Here is a 19,383-nt window from a genome sequence, read left to right on the forward strand (position 1 = left end):
GGGCAACGCTTACGCTGGTGCCGTGTCCGAACCCCGCACGCTCGCCGCGTTCACGACCCTGCGCCTCGGCGGCCCGGCCGGCCGGCTGATCGAGGCGACGACCGAGGAGGAGACGCTCGCCGCGCTGCGCTCGGGGGGCGAGCAGCTCATCCTGGCCGGCGGCAGCAACGTGGTGGTGGCCGACGAGGGCTTCCCCGGCACCGTGGTGCTGCTGCGTCAGCGGGGCCTGACGAGCGAGGCCGCCGGCGACGGGATCACCCTGACGGTCGCCGCGGGTCACCCCTGGGACGACGTGGTCGCCACGGCAGTGTCCAGCGGCTGGTCCGGCATCGAGTCGCTGTCGGGCATCCCGGGCTCGGCGGGCGCGACGCCGATCCAGAACGTCGGGGCGTACGGCCAGGAGGTCGCCGAGACCATCACCGCGGTGCGCGCCTACGACCGCGAGCGCGACGACGTCGTGACGATCCCGGCCGCCGAGTGCGGTTTCGCGTACCGCACCAGCATCTTCAAGCACAACGCCCGCTATGTGGTGCTGTCGGTGACGTTCCGTCTCCAGGTCTCGGGCGCCTCGACGCCGATCGCGTACGCCGAGCTGGCCCGCACCCTCGGGGTCGAGCCGGGCGCGACGGCCCCGCTGGAGGAGGTCCGCGCGGCGGTGCTGAAGCTGCGCGCGGGCAAGGGCATGGTGCTCGACCCGGCCGATCCGGACACCTGGTCGGTGGGGTCCTTCTTCACCAACCCGGTCGTCCCGGCCGCCGACTTCGAACGGGTCCGCGAGCTCGCGGCCGGGTTCGGCACCCCGCCGTCGTGGCCGGCCGGTGACGCGGTGAAGCTGAGCGCGGCCTGGCTGATCGAGCGCGCCGGGTTCGCCAAGGGCCACGGCGACCTCGCCCGCGGGGTGGCCCTGTCCGGCAAGCACACGCTCGCCCTGACCAACCGCGGCGGCGGTACGACCGCGGCGCTGCTGGACCTGGCCCGCGAGATCCGCGCCGGCGTCGAGTCCCGCTTCGGCGTGACCCTGCACCCGGAGCCGGTCCTGGTGCACTGCGCGCTCTAGGGCGCGACCGACGCGTAGGGCACGGTGACCTCGCCCAGGCGCCAGCGGGCCGGGCGGTCGAGCACCGGCCAGCCCGCGTCCCGCGCCGACTCCACGGCGGCCCGCCAGCGCTGTCGCGGCCCGAACACCGACAGCGGGGCCGCCGCCCGCCAGCCGGTGTCGAGGTCGTGCAGCAGGGCGTGGATGCGCTCGCCGGGGACGTTGTGGTGGATGAGCGCCTTCGGCAGCCGCTCGGCCAGCGTGCCCGGCGTGTCCAGGGTGGCCAGGCGGCTGGCGAGGGTGAGCGTGCGCGGGCCGGCGGGGGAGACCAGCACCCAGGCGGCCAGCCGGCCGAGCTCGTCGCAGGTCCCCTCCACCAGCAGCGCGCCCGTCGCAGTCATCGCCGCCCAGGCGCCGGGCACGTCGGCCTCGTCGTACTGCCGCAGCACGTTGAACGCCCGCACCAGGGTCGGGCGCAGGCCGGCCAGCTCGAAGCCGCCGAGCCGGAAGCGCAGGCCCTCGGTCTCGTAGGGGCGGGCGGCGGCCACGCGGCCCGGGTCGATCTCCAGGCCGGCGACCGGCACGCCGAGGCGGGCGTGCAGCTCGATCGCGGTGATCGGCGAGGCGCCGAAGCCGAGGTCGACCACGAGCGGCTCCTCCGCCCGGCGCAGCACCCCGCCGAGCGTCGCGGCGATCCAGTTGTCGACGCGGCGCAGCCGGTTGGGGTTGGTGGTGCCCCGCGTGATCGACCCGACCGGCTTCACAGCACCCGGTGGACCTTGTGCTGGGCGGCCTGGGCGAGCGGGCGGACCACGAGCCGGTCGATGTTCACGTGGTGCGGCCGGGTCGCGGTCCAGGCGATGCAGTCGGCGATGTCGTCGGCGACGAGCGGCTCGGCGACGCCGGCGTACACCGCGGCCGCCTTCTCCGCGTCGCCCTCGTAGCGCTTGAGGGCGAACTCGTCGGTGCGCACCATGCCGGGGTCGATCTCCACGACCCGGACCGGGCGGCCGCACAGCTCCAGGCGCAGGGTCTCGGCGACGGCGGTCTGGGCGTGCTTGGCCGCCGCGTACCCGCCGCCGCCCTCGTACACGATCAGCCCCGCGGTCGAGCTCAGCACCACGACGGTGCCCCGCCCCGAGCGCTCCAGCGCCGGCAGCAGCGCCTTGGTGACCCGGACCGTGCCGAGCACGTTGACGTCGAACATCCACTGCCAGTCGGCGAGGTCGGCGTCCTCGACCGTCTCGGCCCCGATGGCCCCGCCCGCGTTGTTGACCAGCAGCTCCACGGTCCCGTCCAGCGCCTCGACGGCGGCGGCGAGGGCCGCGACCGACTCGTCGGAGGTGACGTCGGCCACCACGGCAGTGGCCGAGCGCAGCGACCCGGCGAGATCCTTGAGCCGGTCCTCGCGGCGGGCGACGGCGACGACGTGGAAGCCCTCGGCGTCGAGCCGGCGGGCGGTGGCGGCCCCGATGCCGCTGGAGGCGCCGGTGACGACGGCGATTCGAGTAGACATGTGGCCATCCTGCACGACGGAGCCCACGATGCAGTGACCAACGCAACGGTGGGTGAACCGCCCTCGGCGAGGGAACATGGACGGTTGGGAAGATGTAACCGGTCGGCAACAGACAGGAGCACGACGTGGCGCGGGTCGATTCGCTGTATGGCCACACCCCGCAGTCCCGCCGTACCCTCCCGAGGCGCGTCGCGACGCTGTCGGTGCACACGTCCCCACTGGACCAGCCGGGCACCGGCGACGCGGGCGGGATGAACGTCTACATCGTCGAGGTGGCCGAGCGGCTCGCGCGGGCCGGCGTCGAGGTGGAGATCTTCACCCGGGCCACCAACAGCGAGCTGCCGCCGACGGTGGAGATGGCCCCGGGCGTGCTCGTGCGCCACGTCATCGCCGGGCCGTTCGAGGGCCTGGCCAAGGAGGACCTGCCCGCGCAGCTGTGCGCGTTCACCGGCGGCGTGCTGCGGGCGGAGGCGGCCCGGCCGTCGGGCTGGTACGACCTGGTCCACTCCCACTACTGGCTCTCCGGGCAGGTCGGGTGGCTCGCGAAGGACCGGTGGGGCGTCCCGCTGGTGCACACCGCGCACACCCTCGCCAAGGTCAAGAACCAGCTGCTCGCCGACGGTGACAAGCCCGAGCCGATCGCCCGGGTGATCGGCGAGGAGCAGGTGGTGGCGGCGGCCGACGGCCTGGTCGCCAACACCCCGGCCGAGGCCGCGGACCTCATCGACCTCTACGCCGCCGACCCGCGCAAGGTCAGCGTCGTGCCGCCCGGCGTGGACCTGGACCGGTTCGTGCCCCGGCCGCACCGCAAGCTCGCCGCGCGCGAGCGCTTCGGTCTGCCCGCCGACGCCCGGATCGTCGCCTTCGCCGGGCGCATCCAGCCGCTCAAGGCCCCCGACGTGCTGCTGCGCGCCGCCGTCGAGCTGCGGGCGCGCGACCCCAAGGTGCTCGTGGTCATCTGCGGCGGCCCCAGCGGCTCCGGCCTCGACCGGCCCACCGCGCTCATGGACCTCGCCCGCGACCTGGGCATCGCCGACATCGTGCGGTTCCTGCCGCCCCAGCCGCGCGACGCGCTCGCCGAGCTGTTCCGGGCCGTGGACGTCGTCGCGGTGCCGAGCTTCAACGAGTCGTTCGGGCTGGTCGCGATCGAGGCCCAGGCCTGCGGCACCCCGGTCGTCGCGGCGGCCGTCGGCGGCCTGGTGACCGCGGTGCGCGACGGCGTCTCCGGGATGCTGGTCGACACCCACAAACCGGCCGACTGGGCGGCCGTGCTCGGGCCGCTGCTGGCCGAGCCGGCCCGGCGGGCGGCGCTGTCGCTGGGCGCGGTGCGCCACGCGCGCGAGTTCTCCTGGGCCCACACGGCCAGCGGGCTGCTGGCGGCCTACCGCGACGCGCTGGCGTTCCACCGGGCGGCGGTGGCGGCATGAGCGCGAAGGCGGAGATCTCGGCGCTGATCGAGCGCGTGGCGGCCGAACGCGAGATCCCGTGGGAGCGCACGGGCGAGCACGCGTACGTCGTGACCCTGCCCGGCACCCACAAGCAGAAGACGAACTGCAACCTGATCGTCGGCGAGCACGCGCTGCGGGTCGAGGCGTTCGTCATGCGCCACCCGGACGAGAACCGTGAGGCGCTGTGGGAGTGGCTGCTGCAGCGCAACGCCCGCATGTACGGCGTGGCCTTCAGCGTCGACTCAGCCGGCGACGTGTACCTCATGGGCCGGCTCCCGCTGCACGCTGTCACGGAGGCCGAGCTCGACCGGCTGCTGGGGGCGGTGCTGACGTACGCCGACGAGAGCTTCGACCCGATGCTGGAGATCGGCTTCGGCTCGGCGATCCGCCGCGAGTGGCAGTGGCGGGTCAAGCGCGGCGAGCCCCTCGACAACCTGCGGGCATTCACCGACTTCGTGAACCGCCCGGCCTGAGGTTTGCGCCGGGGTGAACGGCGCGACAACAGCCCGCTCCGATCAGTGGCGATCGGCCTGATAACGGTGGCGGGTCGCCATTGTTTCCGGTGTGTGAGCGAGCCGACAGCCCGTGTACTTGGCGGGCCAAGAGTGTGCCGCGTACCGTCGTTGACGGATCCGGCGATTCCTGAAGTTGGGGAGCGACGGGGGTGTTCCGGGCCGAAAGGCCCACTCGCGATGACATGTCCGGGCGGGGCGTGTCGTCGCAGCCGGCGGCACAGAGCGGGTGCCGTGGACTGGGGGTGCACGCCACCCGCTGCCGCCGGTACGAGCGAAAATTAAGGCGCGCGTAAAGACGCCGAGGGCGTGAAGCCCGTAATTTCCTGGCATGCGTAGGCGCCTTGTGCCGGCCGCCATTCTGCTGGCCGCATTCGCCGGGCTCGCCGGGTGTGGATCCCGGGCCGCCAATGGGGGAGTTCCCGGTTCGGCCGACGTTTCCGTGGCGCCGAGCGCCGTCGATGGAAGTTTCACGCAGGACGGCACCGGCGGCCTCGCGGCCCGCGCCACGACGAGCCCCTCCGCCCGGACGGCCACGACCACGGCCCCCGCGAGCGGTGGGGGCAAGGCGCCGACGCAGACGTTCGCCGTCACCAGCAGCCAGTTCACGTTCACGCGGGCCGGGCGGACGCTGCGGACGGTGGTCTGGTACCCGAAGACGGCCGGACGCTACCCCCTGGTGCTGTGGAGCCACGGGCTGCACGGTTCGCCGGAGGGGTACAGCGGCGTGACCCAGAAGATCGCCGCCGCCGGGTTCGTCGTCGCCGCGCCCGCCTACCCGTTCACCAACGACAAGGCGAACCCGTTCAACCAGAACGACATGGTCAACCAGCCCGCCGACGCCTCCGCGGTCATCACCGAGGTGCTCAGGCTCGACGGCCAGTCCGGCTCGCCGCTCGCCGGGCGCATCGACACCGCCCACGTCGGCGCGGCCGGACACTCCGCGGGCGGGTACACCACCGCGGCCCTGCTCTCGGGCTCCACGCGCGACAGCCGCCTCAAGGGCGCCGTCGTCGTGTCGGGCGGCTCGATGGGCGGCAAGTTCTCCGGTGCGGCCACGCCGGTGCTGTTCATCCACGGGGACGCCGACGCGACCGTGCCGTACAGCAGCGGCAAATCGCTCTTCGACAGCGACCCGTGGCCGAAGGGGCTGCTCACGCTCATTGGCGGCGACCATGGGGCGGCGCTGTGGGGCACGACGGCGGCCGCGAACGCCGTGAGCACGTCGATGCTGGACCTGTTCCGGTACGGCCTCTACGGCGACTCGGCGGCCCGTGCTCGGCTGCGTGCCGACGGGACCGCGGGCGGGGTCGCTCGGTACGACGGCACGCTGTGACGCGAAATGTCGGCCGCTTCGCGGCCGAAGCCGCCAACATTTCGGATTTATACCCTGACCGGGGATAAATCCGTTTCGGTCGGTTTTCGGCGCGCGGCCGGCAGCTTCACGCGGGTGGGCGGCGATCGGCGCGGTGCATTTCGGCTGCGTGTAGGCGGAGCGGCTTGCGGGGTTTGCGCCGCGGTGGGCGGGCCGGTTCGGTGGGCGGTGGGCGGCGCCGTGCGTTGCTGCCTGTAGGTGGACGGCTTGCGGGGTTTGCGCAGCGGGTGGGCGGGCCGGGTTCGGCGGACGGCGGGCGACGCCGTGAGCTGCGGATGCGTGTAGGCGAGCGGCTTGCGGGATTCGCCGAGCCGGGCGCGCCGGTTCAGATGGCGAAGCGCCGGCGGTCCGAGGCGGCGGCCGGCGGGCGGCGCGTGCGCAGGGGGAGGGGCCGGTTCAGCGGGCGGCCGGCAGCGCGAAGACGTCCAGCAGGCCCGTGAGCTCCAGCTGCGCGTAGGCGAGCGGCCGTGGATTGCGCAGGCTCAGCGCGCACCCCGCCCCCGCCGCCAGCTTCCAGCAGCCGACCAGCGCCCCGATCCCGGCCGAGTCCAGCACCGTCACCGCGTCGAGATCGAGCACGAGCGCACCCGGGTGGAACGCGGGCAGTACCGCCCGCACCGCCTCGGTCACCTGCTCCCGCGTGGCCAGATCCAGCTCGCCCACGAGCCGGATGACGACGGTGTCCGGCGGTTCGGGCTCGAGCCGTGCCGACAAGCCCGCCGAGCCGTCCAAGGCGCCTCCCGCCGTCGTGGTGACCCGCGCCACTACCCGCCGACGGGCATCGCAAACTTCTCGTCCGCGGGCGTGCGGGCCCGGCTCGCCGAGTCCGTGGTGACGCGCGTCGCTGGCTGCCGACGGGCACCGCGACCTCCTCGCCGGCGGCGCGCAGGTCCGGCTCGCCGAGTCCGTGGTGACGCGCGTCGTCAGCCGCCGACTGGCACCGCGACCTCCTCGCCCGCGGCGAGCTCGCGGGCCACCCGGCGCTCCCGGGCGGGCTGGATGAGCAGGTGGCCGGCCGCGGCGAGCAGGCCGAGCCCGCCGCACACGACCCAGTGCCAGTCGCCGAGGTACTGCAGGCTGACCCCACCGGCCGCGGGCGCGATGAAGCCGGCCGCCGGGAACGTCAGGTAGAACACGCTCTGGTAGCGGCCGCGCAGCGCCTCGGGGGACAGCTCGGCGATGACCGCGGCGTTGGGCGGAGCGGCGATCATCGAGCCGACGGTCCACACGGTCGCGGCGGCCAGGTAGCCGAGCACCCCGTCGGCGAGGGAGACGGCGGTGAAGCCCAGGCCCAGGAAGACGTTCGCGATCGCGAGCGCGGTGCCCTTGCGCCAGCGGTCGATGACCCGCGGCACGAAGAGCTGGCCGACGACGATGAGCAGGGCCGCGTACGCCACCACGGAGCCGTACACCGACGGCCGCAGCCCGTCGCCGGTGATCGCCAGCGGCAGGATCGTCGACGTCTGCGTGCTGAGGATCGCCAGCAGCAGCGAGAGGCCGACAAAGAGCATGTACGCGCGGTCGGTGAGTGCCGTGTGCAGGCCGCCCGCGGCCTTGGCCGCGACCCGGTGCGCCGGGCGCGTCTCGTGCACCTTCCACAGCAGCAGCAGCGCGGTCACCAGGGTGCCGGCGGCGTCGACGGCGAACAACAGCGTGAAGCTCACCTCGGCGAGGGCTCCGGCCAGTACCGATGCCACGGCCATGCCCAGGTTGAACGCCCAGAACTGCAGGTTGAACGCGCGGCTGCGGTCGTCGGCCGGGGTCACGTCGACGATGGCGGCCACGAACGCCGGGCCGGGCATCGCGTGCATCAGGCCGAGCAGCGCCGCCAGCACCGCGATCGCCGGGATCGGGCGGGCCAGGGTCAGGCCGCCGAGCACCGCGACCGCGCCGAAGTGCGCCAGCAGCAGGGTCGGGCGGCGGCCCCAGCGGTCGGCGAGCACCCCGCCGAGCAGGACGCCCGCGATGCCGCCGATGCCGTAGACGCCCACGACCAGGCCCGCGGCCGAGATCGTGAGGTGCCGGGCGGAGGTGAGGTACAGCGACAGGACCAGCGCGACGAAGCCGCCGACGCGATTGATCAGCATGCCGGTCCAGAGGTACCAGTAGAGGCTGGGAAGGCCGCCGATCGTGGACCGGTACCAGTTGCGCACGAAAGTCAGCACTCCCTTTGTTAAGACCCCTTACAGTTTGATCTTAGCCAGGTCTTTCTCGGCCGGGACGGCGACCCGGCGCTCGCGGGCGGAGGCGGCCAGCAGGCTCCAGGCGGCGGCCGCGAGCGCCACGCAGCAGCACCCGAGCCACAGCACCGTGTTGCCGGCCAAATCGCGCACCGCCCCGCCCAGCGTCGGGGCGAGGAACGAGGCCGCCTGCCAGCTCAGGCCGAACACGCCCTGGTAGCGGCCGCGCATCGAGACCGGGGACAGCCCGGCGAGCAGGGCCGCGCTGGACGGCGCCTGCAGCATCTCGCCCGCGGTCCAGACGAGCACCGTCCCGGCGTACAGCAGCGGCGTGTGGGCGAACGCGGTCAGGCCGAATCCGAGCCCGATCACCGCCGTGGCGAACGGCATCACGAGCGCGGGCCGGCGCCGGGCGAGCAGCCGGCTCACCGCCATCTGCCCGGCCACGATCATGACCCCGTTGAGCGCGATGACCACGCCGAACGTCTCGCTGGGCAGCCCGTCGGCGATCATCGCCAGCGGCAGCATCGACATGTGCTGCAGCATCACCAGCGCGACGAGCAGGTTGCAGGCCACGAACCCGAGGAACACCCGGTCCCGCAGCACCGTGGCGAGGCGGCCACGCTCGTGCTCCTCGTGGGGCGCGACGGCCGGCTTGGTCTCCCTGATGCGCCAGGCGACCAGCAGCCCGGCGGCCGCGGTGGTGGCCGCGTCGCCGACGAACAGCGTGAAGTACCCGGCCCGGGCCGCGAACCCGGCGACCACCGCGGACACCGCGAAGCCGAGGTTGATGGCCCAGTAGTAGGTGCTGAACGCGCGCATCCGGTCCTCGCCCGGCACGATGTCGGCGATCATCGCGCCCAGCGCCGGGCGGGCCGACTCGGCCGCGGCGCCGAGCAGCAGCGCGGCCGCCGCGATCTCGGCCGGCCCGCGGGCCACGCCGAGCGCGAGCATGAGCGCCGAGCCGGCGAAGAGCGACAGCAGGGCGGTCGGGCGGCGGCCCCAGCGATCGGCGAGGTGGCCGCCCGCGGTGACGCCGACCGCGCCGCCGACGCCGTAGAGCCCGATCACCAGACCGGCGGCGGTTGGGCTGAAGCCGCGCTGGGTCGTCAGGTAGATCGTCAGGAAGATGATGACGAAGCCGCCGACCCGATTGACCAGCGTGGCTGTCCACAGCACCCAGAACTGGCCCGGCAGCCGCCGCTTCCCCGTAAGTTCCGCCACGGTCTCGCATCCTTACACCGGGGCCGTGTGATGTCGAAGTGATTCGGTACGGGACGATGGTGTTATGAGCGGTCCGCAGCGAAGCGGAGGGGCCGCTCATCATCGGCGCAGTCTGTGCTCAGGCGGCCGGAGCGAAGCGGAGGACGAATGAGTGAAGTCGGGACACTGGTGCTCTTGCGGCACGGTGAGAGCGAGTGGAACGCCAAGAACCTGTTCACCGGCTGGGTCGACGTGGACCTCAGCGCCCAGGGAGAGGCCGAGGCCCGCAGGGGCGGCGAGCTGATCCGTGATTCCGGTCTCCTGCCGGATGTGGTGCACACGTCAGTGCTGCGCCGTGCCATCCGCACCAGCGAGATCGCCCTGCACACCGCCGACCGGCACTGGATCCCCGTCCAGCGCAGCTGGCGGCTGAACGAGCGGCACTACGGCGCCCTGCAGGGCAAGAACAAGAAGCAGACGCTGGACGAGTTCGGCGAGGAGCAGTTCATGCTCTGGCGCCGCTCCTACGACACGCCGCCGCCGGCCATCGCCGACGACGACGAGTGGTCGCAGGCGGGCGACGCGCGCTACGCGGCCCTGCCGCCGGAGCTGCGGCCGAAGACCGAGTGCCTCAAGGACGTCGTGGCTCGGATGCTGCCGTACTGGTACGACCAGATCGTCCCCCAGCTGCTGAGCGGCCGGACGGTGCTCGTCGCGGCCCACGGCAACTCGCTGCGCGCGCTCGTGAAGCACCTCGACGGCATCTCCGACGAGGCGATCGCCAAGCTCAACATCCCGACCGGCATCCCGCTGCGCTACGACCTCGACGCGGCGCTGAAGCCGATCACGGCCGGCGGCACCTACCTGGACCCGGAGGCGGCCAAGGAGGCGGCCGCCGCGGTGGCCAACCAGGGTCGCTGATCACGCACAGCACCGAGGGGGCCGGGTCGACGACCCGGCCCCCTTGCTCGTTCGCGGACGTCAGTCCTTGACGGCGTCGCGGGTGTCGAGCGTCTCGCCCGTGACGAGGAACACGACGTGACGGCCGGCATTGACGGCGTGGTCGGCGTAGCGCTCGTAGAACCGCCCGAGCAGCGCCCCGTCGACCGCGGCCTGCGTGCCCTCGGCCCAGCCGGGCGCGAACATGATCCCGAACAGGTCCGTGTGCAGCTTGTCCATGGCGTCGTCGTCGCGCTCGAGCTGGCCGGCGGCGACGACGTCGAGGCGGGAGATGGCCGAGGAGATCTTGCCGGCGATCCGGTCCGCCACCGAGCCCATCTGCTCGAACGTCGCCACCAGCGGCTGCGGCACGGCCCGGGCCGGGTGCCGGCGCAGCGCGGTCTTGGCCACGTGGTCGGCGAGGTCTCCCATGCGCTCGAGGTCGGCCGCGAGGTGCAGGGCGGTGAGCAGCAGCCGCAGGTCGGAGGCGACCGGGGCCTGACGGGCGCACAGGTCGTAGACCTTGTCCTCGACCAGCCGGTAGAGCGCGTTGACCTCGGCGTCGCGGGCGATGACCTCCTCGGCGTCGGTCTGGTCGGCGTTGAGCAGGGCGTTCGTGGCCCGGCTCATGGCCGAGCGCACCGCGTCGGCCATCCACACCAGCAGCTTGTTGACCTGCAGAAGATCGGCACGGTATTCGTCGCGCATAGTGCTCCCATCGTTGTGACCCCCACCGTATGGCCCGAACCGGGCCCGCCCGATGAACAGCGGCCGCCAGCAGGGTGAACACTGGACCACATGAGCCCGATTCGTGCCTTCGGGCGTGCTGGATGCGCTCGATGGTCTCCTACCATCGGATCGTGGATTGGAAGTTCCGGCAGGCGAAGTCCGAGGGTCCGGCGGTGACCGACATCCTCGACGCGCTGCAGGTCGGGGTGCTCGTGCTCGATGAGGGCGACCGTCCCCTGCTCGCCAACGCGGCGGCGCGGGAGATGGGCCTCGTCCGCCAGCGCCAGGGCGGCACCGCCGAGCCGGCCGAGGAGGCGCACACCGTCGTGCGCACGCTCGCGGGCCAGGTGCGGCGCACCGGCGTCACCCGCGTCGTCGAGTTCGACCTGCCGCGCCTCACGCACGGCGAGCCGCTCGGTGTCAACGTGCGGGCCAGCGCGCTCGACGGCGGCCGGGTCGCGATCGAGGCGGCCGACGTCACCGAGGCGCACCGGGTCGCCCGGGTGCGCCGGGACTTCGTCGCCAACGTCAGCCACGAGCTCAAGACCCCCGTCGGCGCGCTGCAGCTGCTGGCCGAGGCGCTGCTGGACGCGACCGACAAGGACCCCGCGGCCGCCATCCGCTTCGCCGAGCGGATCAAGCACGAGTCGTCGCGGCTGGGCCGGCTGGTCTCGGAGCTGCTCGAACTGTCCCGGCTGCAGGGCGCGGAGCCGCTGCCCGAGCCGGAGCCGGTCGACGTCGACAAGATCACCGCCGAGGTGCTCGACCGGGCCAAGACCCCGGCCTCGGCCAAGGAGATCGAGCTGCGCTTCACGGGCGTGCGCGGGCTGAAGGTCTACGGCAACGAGAACCAGCTCGTCACGGCCGTGGTCAACCTGGTCGAGAACGCGATCGCCTACTCGCCGGAGCGCACCGCGGTCACGGTGGCCACCAGCGAGGACGGCGGCCACGTCGAGATCGCCGTGATCGACCAGGGCATCGGCATCGAGCCCCGCGACCTCGACCGCATCTTCGAGCGGTTCTACCGCGCCGACCGGGCGCGCTCGCGGGCCACCGGCGGCACCGGGCTCGGCCTTGCGATCGTCAAGCACATCTCCACCAACCACGGTGGCCGGGTGACGGTGGCGAGCACGGTAGGAGTTGGCTCGACGTTCACGTTGCGGCTGCCTTCGCGTCCGACGGAGGCCGCGCTGACGCTACCGCCGTCAGTTGAGATCGGAGGGGCCCCATGATCGTTACGCAACAGCATCCTTCCACCCGCGGTTCGCAGCGCAGTGCGGCTCCCCGGCAATTACGAAAGGACAGCACGTTGGCGCGCGTACTCGTGGTCGAGGACGAAGAGTCGATCTCGGACCCGTTGTCGTACATGCTCCGCCGCGAGGGCTTCGAGGTCTCGATCGCGGCGACCGGCACTGAGGCCATGACCGAGTTCGACCGCACCGGCGCGGACATCGTCCTGCTCGACCTCATGCTGCCCGAGATGTCCGGCACCGAGGTGTGCCGGCAGATGCGGCAGAAGTCCAACGTCCCGATCATCATGATCACGGCGCGGGACAGTGAGATCGACAAGGTGGTCGGCCTGGAGATCGGGGCCGACGACTACGTCACCAAGCCCTACTCGCCCCGCGAGCTGGTCGCGCGCATCCGCGCGGTGCTGCGCCGCCAGGTCGACACGGGCGGCGAGCTCGCCCCGCCGACGCTCTCGGCCGGCCCGGTGCGCATGGACGTCGACCGGCACGTGGTGACCGTGGCGGGGAATGCCGTACAGCTGCCGCTCAAGGAGTTCGAGCTGCTCGAGCTGCTGCTGCGCAACGCCGGCCGGGTGCTCACCCGCGGCCAGCTGATCGACCGCGTCTGGGGTGCGGACTACGTCGGCGACACCAAGACCCTGGACGTGCACGTCAAGCGGCTGCGCTCCAAGATCGAGCCGGAGCCCTCGGCGCCGCGGTACATCGTCACGGTCCGCGGCCTCGGCTACAAGTTCGAGCCGTAGGCCGGGGGGCGGCCCTACCCGGCGTTCGCCACGGATTCGCGGTTGCGCCTGCGCTCCTCCATCTCGCGGCGCAGGACGTAACCGCGGATCGCGCGGCCGATGATCTCGCTGGTCTCGTACGTGATGATCACGTCGTAGGTGGCGTTGTCGGGATCCCGGCGGACAAACAGGACGGACCCGTTGAGCGTGATCGACTCGGTCTCCAGCGCGACCTTCACGTCGACACGGTCGTCGCGCTCGAAGCGGTCCTCCAGCATCCGGCACCGCACGCCGCCCTCGGACAGGTCGATGACCCGGCCCGTGTACGTCGAGCCGCCGTGGCTCACCTCGACCCACTCGCCCCCGCCGCCGCGCACGTAGTTGCGGCGCGTCTGCAGGCGGACCGAGCCGACCGCCTCCAGGGACCAGCGGGGCGGCTGTTCGCGGCCGAGCGCGACGAGGCGCACGTCCACGGCCTGGCGCCGGTCGCCCGCCACCCAGGCGAGCTCCATGGACGCGCCGACCTTGGGCACGTCCGCCGGCACCACACCGAAGGGCGCGGCCACGGTCAGGCGCTTGCCGCTCATGTCCTCGACGCGGGACTGATAGGCCTCTCCGTCCATCAGCACCACGTCGACCAGGGCGTTGATCGTGGGCAGGCTCGTCACGCCCGGACCTTCGGCTCACTCGGACGAGACTTGAGGAGTCCGGCTCCACGACACACCCGGCTGCCGTAGCGTTCTGCGGGATGCGCAGCTTCAACACCGGCCCGGCCGGCTTGGTCATGATGGTCGTCGGCCTGCTGCTGGCGGTCAGCTCCGCCTACACCGCCTTCGCTCAGGCCGGCTGGCCGCGGCTGCTGCCGAGCATCCTGATCGGGCTGTCGCTCACGGCGGTGGGCTACTCGCTGGTCGCGCGGGCCCGCCGCTCCCGTTCCGGCCCGGGCTCAGACGGGCCGGATGGGGATGAGCTTTAGGTTCCTGGCCCCGGCGGTCGCCGGGTGCTCGGCGATCATGCCCTGCTCGGCCCGCGCCGCGCAGAGCTCCGCGAGCCGCGCATACGCCGATTTGCCGATCAGCGCCGTCAGCTCCGGTTCGTACTCCTGGTAGAGCCGCTTCGCCCCCACGTGCGCCTCCGGGGACGAGGTGCACCACCAGTGCAGGTCGTGGCCGCCCTCGCCCCAGCCGCGGCGGTCGAACTCGCCGAGCGTGGAGACGAGCACCTTGGTGCCGTCGGGGCGCTTGCGCCAGTCCTGGTCGCGGCGCACCGGCAGCTGCCAGCAGACGTCCGGCTTGTATTCCAGCGGGTGCACGCCGTCGCGCAGCGCCTGGCCGTGCAGGGCGCAGCCGCCCCCGCCCACGAAACCCGGGTCGTTCTGGAAGACGCAGCCGCCGCCGGCCCGCGTGGCCGTGCGCAGCGCCTTGCTCTTGCCGTCGATCGTGTCGTTCTCGGTCCACCGCTTGAAGCCGCGGCGATAGTGCTGCCAGTGCTCGGGCGTGAGCCTCTTGACCGCCGCGCGCACCCGCTCCTGGTCGTCGTCGTCGGTGAAGAAGGCGCCGTGCGAGCAGCAGCCCTCCTCGGCGCGCCCCTCGATGATGCCGTGGCAGCCGTTGCCGTAGACGCACGTCCAGTTGGACAGCAGCCAGGTCAGGTCGGCGCGGATGAGGTGGTCGGCGTCGGCCGGGTCCGCGAACTCGAGCCACTCGCGCGGGAAGTCGAGGTCGACCTCGAGGCTGCGCGGGTCCTCGAGGTCCTCGACCTCGACGTGGATGTCCATTCGACGAAGCCTACGCCGTCCTCCACGCGCGGCCGAAACCCCACGCGGATACGGTTTGACCATGCGACTCGGCGTGCTCGACGTGGGTTCCAACACGGTCCACCTGCTCGTTGTCGACGCCCACCACGGCGCCCACCCGTGGCCGGCGCACTCGCAGAAGGCCGAGTTGCGCCTCGCCGAGCGCATCGGCGGCAACGGCGAACTGACCAAGGCCGGTGCCGACAGCCTCGTCGCCGCCGTGGCCCAGGCCCGCGACGCCGCCGCCCGGCTGAAGACCGACGACCTGCTCGCGTTCGCCACCTCGGCCGTGCGCGACGCGAAGAACTCGGCCCGCGTGCTCAAGCGCGTGCGCGAGGAGACCGGCGTCGACCTGCAGGTGCTCTCCGGCGAGGCCGAGGCCATCATGACCTTCCTGGCCGTGCGCCGGTGGTTCGGCTGGTCGGCCGGGCGGCTGCTGGTGATGGACATCGGCGGCGGGTCGCTGGAGCTCGCCGCGGGCATCGACGAGGAGCCGGACGTGGCGCTGTCGGTGCCGCTGGGGGCCGGGCGGCTGACCCGGGAGCGGCTGCACGGGGATCCGCCGTCGGCGAGTTCGGTGGACGCCTTGTGCGAGTACGCGGAAACCGTCGTCGGCAAGGTCGCGCCGCAACTGCTCGTGAGCGGGTGGGACCGCCCGGTCGCCACCTCGAAGACCTTCCGCACCCTGGCCCGCCTCGCTGGGGCGGCTCCGAGCGGCGCCGGTCCGCGGGTGCCGCGCCGCCTCACGCGCACCGGCCTGCACCAGGTGCTCTCCTTCATCCGGCGCATGTCGTCCCCGGCGCTGGCCGAGATCGACGGCGTCAGCCCCGGCCGCGCGCACCAGATCCTCGCCGGCGCCGTGGTGGCCGAGGCCACGATGCGGGTGCTGGGCATCGACGAGGTCGAGATCTGCCCGTGGGCACTGCGCGAAGGAGTGATTCTTCGCCGGCTGGAAGTGCTGGAGTCGAGTTGATCGACGGGAGACGCTACCGGGCTCGGGCTAGCCTGGTGTTGTGAGTCGCCAAGTTCCGGTCCTGTTGTCCACCTCCTCGGTCTTCCCCGAGCCCACCGCGGCCGGCTTCGAGATGGCCGCCCAGCTCGGCTACGACGGCGTCGAGGTCATGGTCTGGTCCGACGCGGTCAGCCAGGACTCGGGCGCGCTGGCGGGGCTTTCGAAGCACTACAACGTGCCGGTGCGCTCCGTGCACGCCCCGTGTCTGATGGTCACCCAGCGGGTGTGGAGCCCCGACCCGTGGGAGCGCCTGCGCCGCGCCGCCGAGCTCGCCGACACGCTGGGCGCCGACACCGTCGTGGTGCACCCGCCGTTCGCGTGGCAGCGTGACTATGCGCGCACGTTCTCCTCGGGCCTGCTGCGCCTCGGGCGGCAGTTCCCCGGCATCCGCTTCGCCGTGGAGAACATGTTCCCCCTGCGCGGGGTGGGCCGCGAGTTCGTGCCCTACGCGCCCGGCTGGGACCCGACGCTGACCGGGTTCGACGCCTACACGCTGGACCTGTCGCACTGCGCCGCCTCGCGCACCGACGTGATGACGCTCGCCGACAAGATGGCCGGCAACCTGGCCCACGTCCACCTCGGCGACGGCACGGGCAAGGGACGCGACGAGCACCTGGTGCCGGGGCGGGGGAGCATGCCGTGCGCGCAGCTGCTGGGGTCGCTCGACTCGCGGGGCTTCACCGGGTCGGTGGCGGTGGAGGTCGGGACCCGCAAGGCGGGGAGCCGGGGGGAGCGGGAGGCTGATCTGGCGGAGTCGCTGCGGTTCGCTCGCCAGCACCTCGCCACGCCGTCGCCGGTCGCCTGAGCGCTGCTGCCGGTCGCGCCGCCTTGCTCCGGCGCGTGATGTGGCGTCCCTTGCCGTCGCTGGAATGGGGATTCCCACCGCTCGCGCCGGTTGTTGCCCGCGCGCTCGTGAGCGGCGCTCGCCGGTTGCGCTGCCTGCCTGGCCGTCTGTTGCCTGGCGGCGGACCGGAGCGATGATTCGCGGCGCCGGCCGCGGTTGTCGGCGCGCCCGTTTCTTGGCGTTTGATGTCGTTTGTGCCGGCCGATGCGGCGTTCGCGGCCTTCACCGGTTGCGCCGCTTGCCGGCGTAGTCGTTTCCTTGGCGGCTGCCGTCCGTGGCGGCCGAACCGAAGCGGCGTTTTGCGCCGGGTGCCGGGTGCCGGGTGCCGGGTGCTGTGCCGGGTGCCGGGTGCCGTGCCGCGTGTCGTGCCGCGTGACGTGCCGGGTGCCGGGCGCCGTGCCGCGTGCCGCGTGTCGTGCCGCGTGCCGTGCCGTGCCGCGTGCCGCGTGTCGTGCCGCGTGCCGCGTGTCGTGCCGGGTGCCGCGCCGCGTGTCGTGCTCGCGTGCCGTGCCGTGCCGTGCCGTGTCGTGCCGCGTGCCGCGTGCCGTGCCGGGCGCCGTGCCGCGTGCCGCGCGTCGTGCTCGCATGCCGTGCCGTGCCGTGCCGTGCCGTGCCGCCTGCCGTGCCGCGTGCCGTGCCCGGGCGTGCTAACTGCTGGGAGGCTGTTTGAGCTGCGCAAACGTCGCGCTGAGCCGTCGCTACGGCGCGTAAATCGGATATATCGCCTGACAGGGTATAAATCCGATATGTCGCGGCGCGAAGCGCCCGACATATCGCGCGGCAAAGCGAAACGGCCCCGACCGCGGGAGTGGTGCGCGGGCCGGGGCCGTTTCCGAAGTCGGCGTCAGATCTTGCGTACGGACTCGGCCTGGGGGCCCTTGGGACCCTGCTTGATCTCGAACTCGACGCGCTGGTTCTCGTCGAGGCTGCGATAGCCGTCCGACTGGATGGCAGAGAAGTGGACGAAGACGTCGGCTCCGCCGTCGACGCTGATGAAGCCGAAGCCCTTCTCAGCGTTGAACCACTTCACGGTTCCCTGGGCCATGGTGCTGTTTCTCCTTCGTAGGGCGTTGTGATCCGGTGACGTACCCGGTGTCGGGGGCCGGCCGAGAGCTGAGGCCGGAACCGCATCGCCCAAGCCCGCGTGTCCGACTTGTCGGACGCACGGTAAAGCGAACCACATGACGCAAGATATGCCGAAGTTGCCCGTGGCGGAGGCGTTTCCGGGACTTAGGCCGTCACGACCGCCCGATCGGCGTCCTCCACCGGGCTCGCGGCGGGCTGCAGCGGGGCCGCCGCGCTCGTCTCGGCGGCGCGCTTGCGGGCGCGATGGGCCGCGACGTGCGAGCGGGTGGCGCAGCGCTCGGAGCAGAAGCGGCGGCAGCAGTTGGACGACGTGTCCAGGTAGACGTTGCCGCAGCGTTCGTCGGCGCAGACCCCGAAGCGGGTGCTGCCGTGCTCGCACAGCCACACGGCCAGGCCCCAGGCCGCGCCGGCCAGCAGCTCCGAGCTCACCGAGGAGCCGCGGCCGGTCACGTGCATGTGCCAGTCGTGGGTGTCGTGGCCGGAGATGCGCGGCTGCATCGGGTAGGCCTCGAGCAGCGCGTTGAGCTCGGCCACGGCGGCCACGTCGCGGCCGGAGGAGCCGTGCTCGAACACCTCCCGCAGCCGCTTGCGGGCCCGGCGGAAGGCGACCAGGTCGCGCTCCGTCGCCTCGGCGGTCTGCCAGCTGTCCTCGCCGAACAGGGCAGCAAGATCTTGCATGCTTTCGAGCGGCGCGTTGACGATGTCGACGGCGGTCCGCGCATACGCGTCGAAGTCCACCCGACCAAGGTAGTCAAGAAATGCCACACTGGCGACCAGGCGTCACCGGCGACGGCGGATCTGTTTACGCTCGGCACATGCTCAGATCGGTCATCCTCGCCGCCGCCCGCTCCACGAGGGTCGAGCGGCTCGTTGAAACCGCCCCGGTGAGCCGCAGCATTGTGCGGCGCTTCATCGCCGGGGAGCACGCGGACGACGCGCTACAGCGCACCCGCGAGCTCGTCGCGGACGGACTCTGCGCCACCCTCGACCACCTCGGGGAGGACACCACCAACCCGCACCAGGCCGAGGCGACCCGGGACGCCTACCTCAAGCTCCTCGACGCGCTGCACGCCGCCGAGCTGACCCCGGCAGCCGAGGTCAGCCTCAAGCTCTCCGCGCTCGGCCAGGTCTTCGACGAGAAGGTCGCCTACGAGCACGCCCGCGCGATCTGCGCCAAGGCCAGCGAGTGCGGCACCACGGTGACGCTGGACGCCGAGGACCACACGACGACCGATTCGACGCTGGAGGTGCTCGCCCGGCTCCGCGGGGAGTTCCCGACCACCGGGGCGGTCCTGCAGGCGTACCTGCGCCGCACCGAGGCCGACTGCCGGGAGCTCGCCGTCGCGGGCTCGCGGGTCCGGCTGTGCAAGGGCGCCTACAAGGAGCCGGAGTCGGTGGCGTACCAGACCCGCCTCGACGTGGACAAGTCCTACGTGCGCTGCCTGAACGTGCTCATGGCCGGCGGCGGGTACCCGATGCTCGCCACCCACGACCCGCGGCTGATCGGCATCGGCGAGGACCGGGCGAAGTGGTACGAGCGCACCCCGGACGAGTTCGAGTTCCAGATGCTCTACGGCGTGCGCCCCGAGGAGCAGCTGCGCCTCGCCCGGCTGGGCTACACCGTGCGGGTCTACATGCCCTACGGCACGCAGTGGTACGGGTACATGATGCGCCGCCTCGCCGAGCGCCCCGCCAACGTCGGATTCCTGGCCAGGGCGCTGCGGTCGCGGGTCTGA

At 72.6% G+C, this 19,383-nt stretch carries 21 protein-coding genes; 11 read left to right on the plus strand and 10 right to left on the minus strand.

The annotated features are described in order from the left end of the window. The first annotated feature begins 22 nt into the window (after positions 1-22). On the plus strand, positions 23-1,057 hold the full coding sequence (locus ACQP2P_RS03345) for a UDP-N-acetylmuramate dehydrogenase (protein ID WP_433613145.1): 1,035 nt from the start codon (positions 23-25) through the stop codon (positions 1,055-1,057). Here ACQP2P_RS03345 and ACQP2P_RS03350 read toward each other — a convergent pair. After that, positions 1,054-1,800 carry a class I SAM-dependent methyltransferase gene (locus ACQP2P_RS03350; protein ID WP_433613147.1) on the minus strand — a complete coding sequence of 249 codons (747 nt, stop codon included), beginning with the start codon at positions 1,798-1,800 and terminating at the stop codon, positions 1,054-1,056. The two genes, ACQP2P_RS03345 and ACQP2P_RS03350, sit on opposite strands and share 4 nt — an antisense overlap. Then, complete coding sequence (locus tag ACQP2P_RS03355) at positions 1,797-2,552, minus strand: SDR family oxidoreductase (RefSeq protein ID WP_433613149.1); 756 nt, start codon at positions 2,550-2,552, stop codon at positions 1,797-1,799. The genes ACQP2P_RS03350 and ACQP2P_RS03355 overlap by 4 nt, the downstream gene beginning before the upstream one ends. 125 nt (positions 2,553-2,677) lie before the next feature. On the opposite strand from ACQP2P_RS03355, the gene mshA reads away from it, so the two are divergent. The 3 genes from mshA (at position 2,678) to ACQP2P_RS03370 (ending at position 5,848) form a co-directional block, all read left to right on the plus strand. Continuing rightward, on the plus strand, positions 2,678-3,979 hold the full coding sequence (mshA, locus tag ACQP2P_RS03360; protein ID WP_433613151.1) for a D-inositol-3-phosphate glycosyltransferase: 1,302 nt from the start codon (positions 2,678-2,680) through the stop codon (positions 3,977-3,979). Then, positions 3,976-4,473, plus strand: a complete 498-nt coding sequence (locus ACQP2P_RS03365) for a YbjN domain-containing protein (RefSeq protein WP_433082936.1) — start codon at positions 3,976-3,978, stop codon at positions 4,471-4,473. The genes mshA and ACQP2P_RS03365 overlap by 4 nt, the downstream gene beginning before the upstream one ends. 370 nt (positions 4,474-4,843) lie before the next feature. Next, complete coding sequence (locus tag ACQP2P_RS03370; RefSeq protein ID WP_433613154.1) at positions 4,844-5,848, plus strand: alpha/beta hydrolase family protein; 1,005 nt, start codon at positions 4,844-4,846, stop codon at positions 5,846-5,848. Between the two features lie 435 nt (positions 5,849-6,283). Here the strand turns inward: ACQP2P_RS03370 and ACQP2P_RS03375 are convergent, their stop codons facing one another. The 3 genes from ACQP2P_RS03375 to ACQP2P_RS03385 form a co-directional block, all read right to left on the minus strand. Beyond that, positions 6,284-6,619, minus strand: coding sequence for an STAS domain-containing protein (locus ACQP2P_RS03375; RefSeq protein ID WP_433613156.1), 336 nt, complete (start codon positions 6,617-6,619; stop codon positions 6,284-6,286). A 191-nt stretch (positions 6,620-6,810) separates the two neighbouring features. Beyond that, the gene (locus ACQP2P_RS03380; protein WP_433613158.1) at positions 6,811-8,040 is read right to left on the minus strand and encodes an MDR family MFS transporter; all 1,230 of its coding nucleotides are present in this window, start codon (positions 8,038-8,040) and stop codon (positions 6,811-6,813) included. Positions 8,041-8,070: 30 nt separating this feature from the next. Further along, the gene (locus tag ACQP2P_RS03385; protein WP_433613160.1) at positions 8,071-9,291 is read right to left on the minus strand and encodes an MDR family MFS transporter; all 1,221 of its coding nucleotides are present in this window, start codon (positions 9,289-9,291) and stop codon (positions 8,071-8,073) included. 147 nt (positions 9,292-9,438) lie between these two features. On the opposite strand from ACQP2P_RS03385, the gene ACQP2P_RS03390 reads away from it, so the two are divergent. After that, positions 9,439-10,191 (plus strand): 2,3-diphosphoglycerate-dependent phosphoglycerate mutase, encoded by a 753-nt coding sequence (locus tag ACQP2P_RS03390; protein WP_433613162.1) that lies wholly within the window; start codon positions 9,439-9,441, stop codon positions 10,189-10,191. Positions 10,192-10,251: 60 nt separating this feature from the next. On the opposite strand, the gene phoU is transcribed toward ACQP2P_RS03390, so the two are convergent. Beyond that, positions 10,252-10,917: a phosphate signaling complex protein PhoU gene (gene phoU / locus ACQP2P_RS03395; RefSeq protein ID WP_433613164.1), complete on the minus strand. Its 666-nt coding sequence runs from the start codon at positions 10,915-10,917 to the stop codon at positions 10,252-10,254. Between the two features lie 131 nt (positions 10,918-11,048). On the opposite strand from phoU, the gene ACQP2P_RS03400 reads away from it, so the two are divergent. Further along, complete coding sequence (locus tag ACQP2P_RS03400) at positions 11,049-12,170, plus strand: sensor histidine kinase (RefSeq protein WP_433613166.1); 1,122 nt, start codon at positions 11,049-11,051, stop codon at positions 12,168-12,170. Between the two features lie 77 nt (positions 12,171-12,247). After that, positions 12,248-12,931 (plus strand): winged helix-turn-helix domain-containing protein, encoded by a 684-nt coding sequence (locus ACQP2P_RS03405; RefSeq protein WP_433613168.1) that lies wholly within the window; start codon positions 12,248-12,250, stop codon positions 12,929-12,931. Positions 12,932-12,945: 14 nt separating this feature from the next. On the opposite strand, the gene ACQP2P_RS03410 is transcribed toward ACQP2P_RS03405, so the two are convergent. Next, positions 12,946-13,578 (minus strand): PilZ domain-containing protein, encoded by a 633-nt coding sequence (locus tag ACQP2P_RS03410; protein WP_433613170.1) that lies wholly within the window; start codon positions 13,576-13,578, stop codon positions 12,946-12,948. A gap of 80 nt (positions 13,579-13,658) precedes the next feature. On the opposite strand from ACQP2P_RS03410, the gene ACQP2P_RS03415 reads away from it, so the two are divergent. After that, positions 13,659-13,886, plus strand: coding sequence for a hypothetical protein (locus ACQP2P_RS03415; protein ID WP_433613173.1), 228 nt, complete (start codon positions 13,659-13,661; stop codon positions 13,884-13,886). On the opposite strand, the gene ACQP2P_RS03420 is transcribed toward ACQP2P_RS03415, so the two are convergent. Continuing rightward, positions 13,857-14,687 carry a hypothetical protein gene (locus tag ACQP2P_RS03420; RefSeq protein ID WP_433613175.1) on the minus strand — a complete coding sequence of 277 codons (831 nt, stop codon included), beginning with the start codon at positions 14,685-14,687 and terminating at the stop codon, positions 13,857-13,859. The genes ACQP2P_RS03415 and ACQP2P_RS03420 overlap by 30 nt on opposite strands. A 61-nt stretch (positions 14,688-14,748) precedes the next feature. Between ACQP2P_RS03420 and ACQP2P_RS03425 the strand changes: the two genes are divergently transcribed. Both ACQP2P_RS03425 and ACQP2P_RS03430 read left to right on the plus strand, forming a co-directional pair. Continuing rightward, the gene (locus ACQP2P_RS03425) at positions 14,749-15,678 is read left to right on the plus strand and encodes a Ppx/GppA phosphatase family protein (RefSeq protein WP_433613177.1); all 930 of its coding nucleotides are present in this window, start codon (positions 14,749-14,751) and stop codon (positions 15,676-15,678) included. A gap of 40 nt (positions 15,679-15,718) precedes the next feature. Then, positions 15,719-16,522, plus strand: coding sequence for a sugar phosphate isomerase/epimerase family protein (locus ACQP2P_RS03430; RefSeq protein WP_433613179.1), 804 nt, complete (start codon positions 15,719-15,721; stop codon positions 16,520-16,522). Positions 16,523-17,405: 883 nt separating this feature from the next. Here ACQP2P_RS03430 and ACQP2P_RS03435 read toward each other — a convergent pair. Both ACQP2P_RS03435 and ACQP2P_RS03440 read right to left on the minus strand, forming a co-directional pair. Continuing rightward, complete coding sequence (locus ACQP2P_RS03435; RefSeq protein ID WP_433082962.1) at positions 17,406-17,606, minus strand: cold-shock protein; 201 nt, start codon at positions 17,604-17,606, stop codon at positions 17,406-17,408. A 185-nt stretch (positions 17,607-17,791) separates the two neighbouring features. Further along, on the minus strand, positions 17,792-18,385 hold the full coding sequence (locus tag ACQP2P_RS03440; RefSeq protein WP_433613182.1) for a CGNR zinc finger domain-containing protein: 594 nt from the start codon (positions 18,383-18,385) through the stop codon (positions 17,792-17,794). Between the two features lie 77 nt (positions 18,386-18,462). On the opposite strand from ACQP2P_RS03440, the gene ACQP2P_RS03445 reads away from it, so the two are divergent. After that, positions 18,463-19,383 carry a proline dehydrogenase family protein gene (locus tag ACQP2P_RS03445; RefSeq protein ID WP_433613184.1) on the plus strand — a complete coding sequence of 307 codons (921 nt, stop codon included), beginning with the start codon at positions 18,463-18,465 and terminating at the stop codon, positions 19,381-19,383.

The sequence above is a fragment of the Dactylosporangium sp. CA-139114 genome (assembly GCF_050955725.1).
In the GTDB taxonomy this organism is placed as follows: Bacteria; Actinomycetota; Actinomycetes; order Mycobacteriales; family Micromonosporaceae; genus Dactylosporangium.

Excerpts from the sequence above, each read along its gene's own strand:
- ACQP2P_RS03355 (WP_433613149.1), bottom strand. The coding sequence starts at position 2,552 with ATGTCTACTCGAATCGCCGTCGTCACCGGCGCCTCCAGCGGCATCGGG.
- ACQP2P_RS03365 (WP_433082936.1), top strand. The coding sequence starts at position 3,976 with ATGAGCGCGAAGGCGGAGATCTCGGCGCTGATCGAGCGCGTGGCGGCC.
- ACQP2P_RS03370 (WP_433613154.1), top strand. The coding sequence starts at position 4,844 with ATGCGTAGGCGCCTTGTGCCGGCCGCCATTCTGCTGGCCGCATTCGCC.
- ACQP2P_RS03390 (WP_433613162.1), top strand. The coding sequence starts at position 9,439 with ATGAGTGAAGTCGGGACACTGGTGCTCTTGCGGCACGGTGAGAGCGAG.
- phoU (WP_433613164.1), bottom strand. The coding sequence starts at position 10,917 with ATGCGCGACGAATACCGTGCCGATCTTCTGCAGGTCAACAAGCTGCTG.
- ACQP2P_RS03400 (WP_433613166.1), top strand. The coding sequence starts at position 11,049 with ATGGTCTCCTACCATCGGATCGTGGATTGGAAGTTCCGGCAGGCGAAG.
- ACQP2P_RS03415 (WP_433613173.1), top strand. The coding sequence starts at position 13,659 with ATGCGCAGCTTCAACACCGGCCCGGCCGGCTTGGTCATGATGGTCGTC.
- ACQP2P_RS03420 (WP_433613175.1), bottom strand. The coding sequence starts at position 14,687 with ATGGACATCCACGTCGAGGTCGAGGACCTCGAGGACCCGCGCAGCCTC.
- ACQP2P_RS03425 (WP_433613177.1), top strand. The coding sequence starts at position 14,749 with ATGCGACTCGGCGTGCTCGACGTGGGTTCCAACACGGTCCACCTGCTC.
- ACQP2P_RS03435 (WP_433082962.1), bottom strand. The coding sequence starts at position 17,606 with ATGGCCCAGGGAACCGTGAAGTGGTTCAACGCTGAGAAGGGCTTCGGC.
- ACQP2P_RS03445 (WP_433613184.1), top strand. The coding sequence starts at position 18,463 with ATGCTCAGATCGGTCATCCTCGCCGCCGCCCGCTCCACGAGGGTCGAG.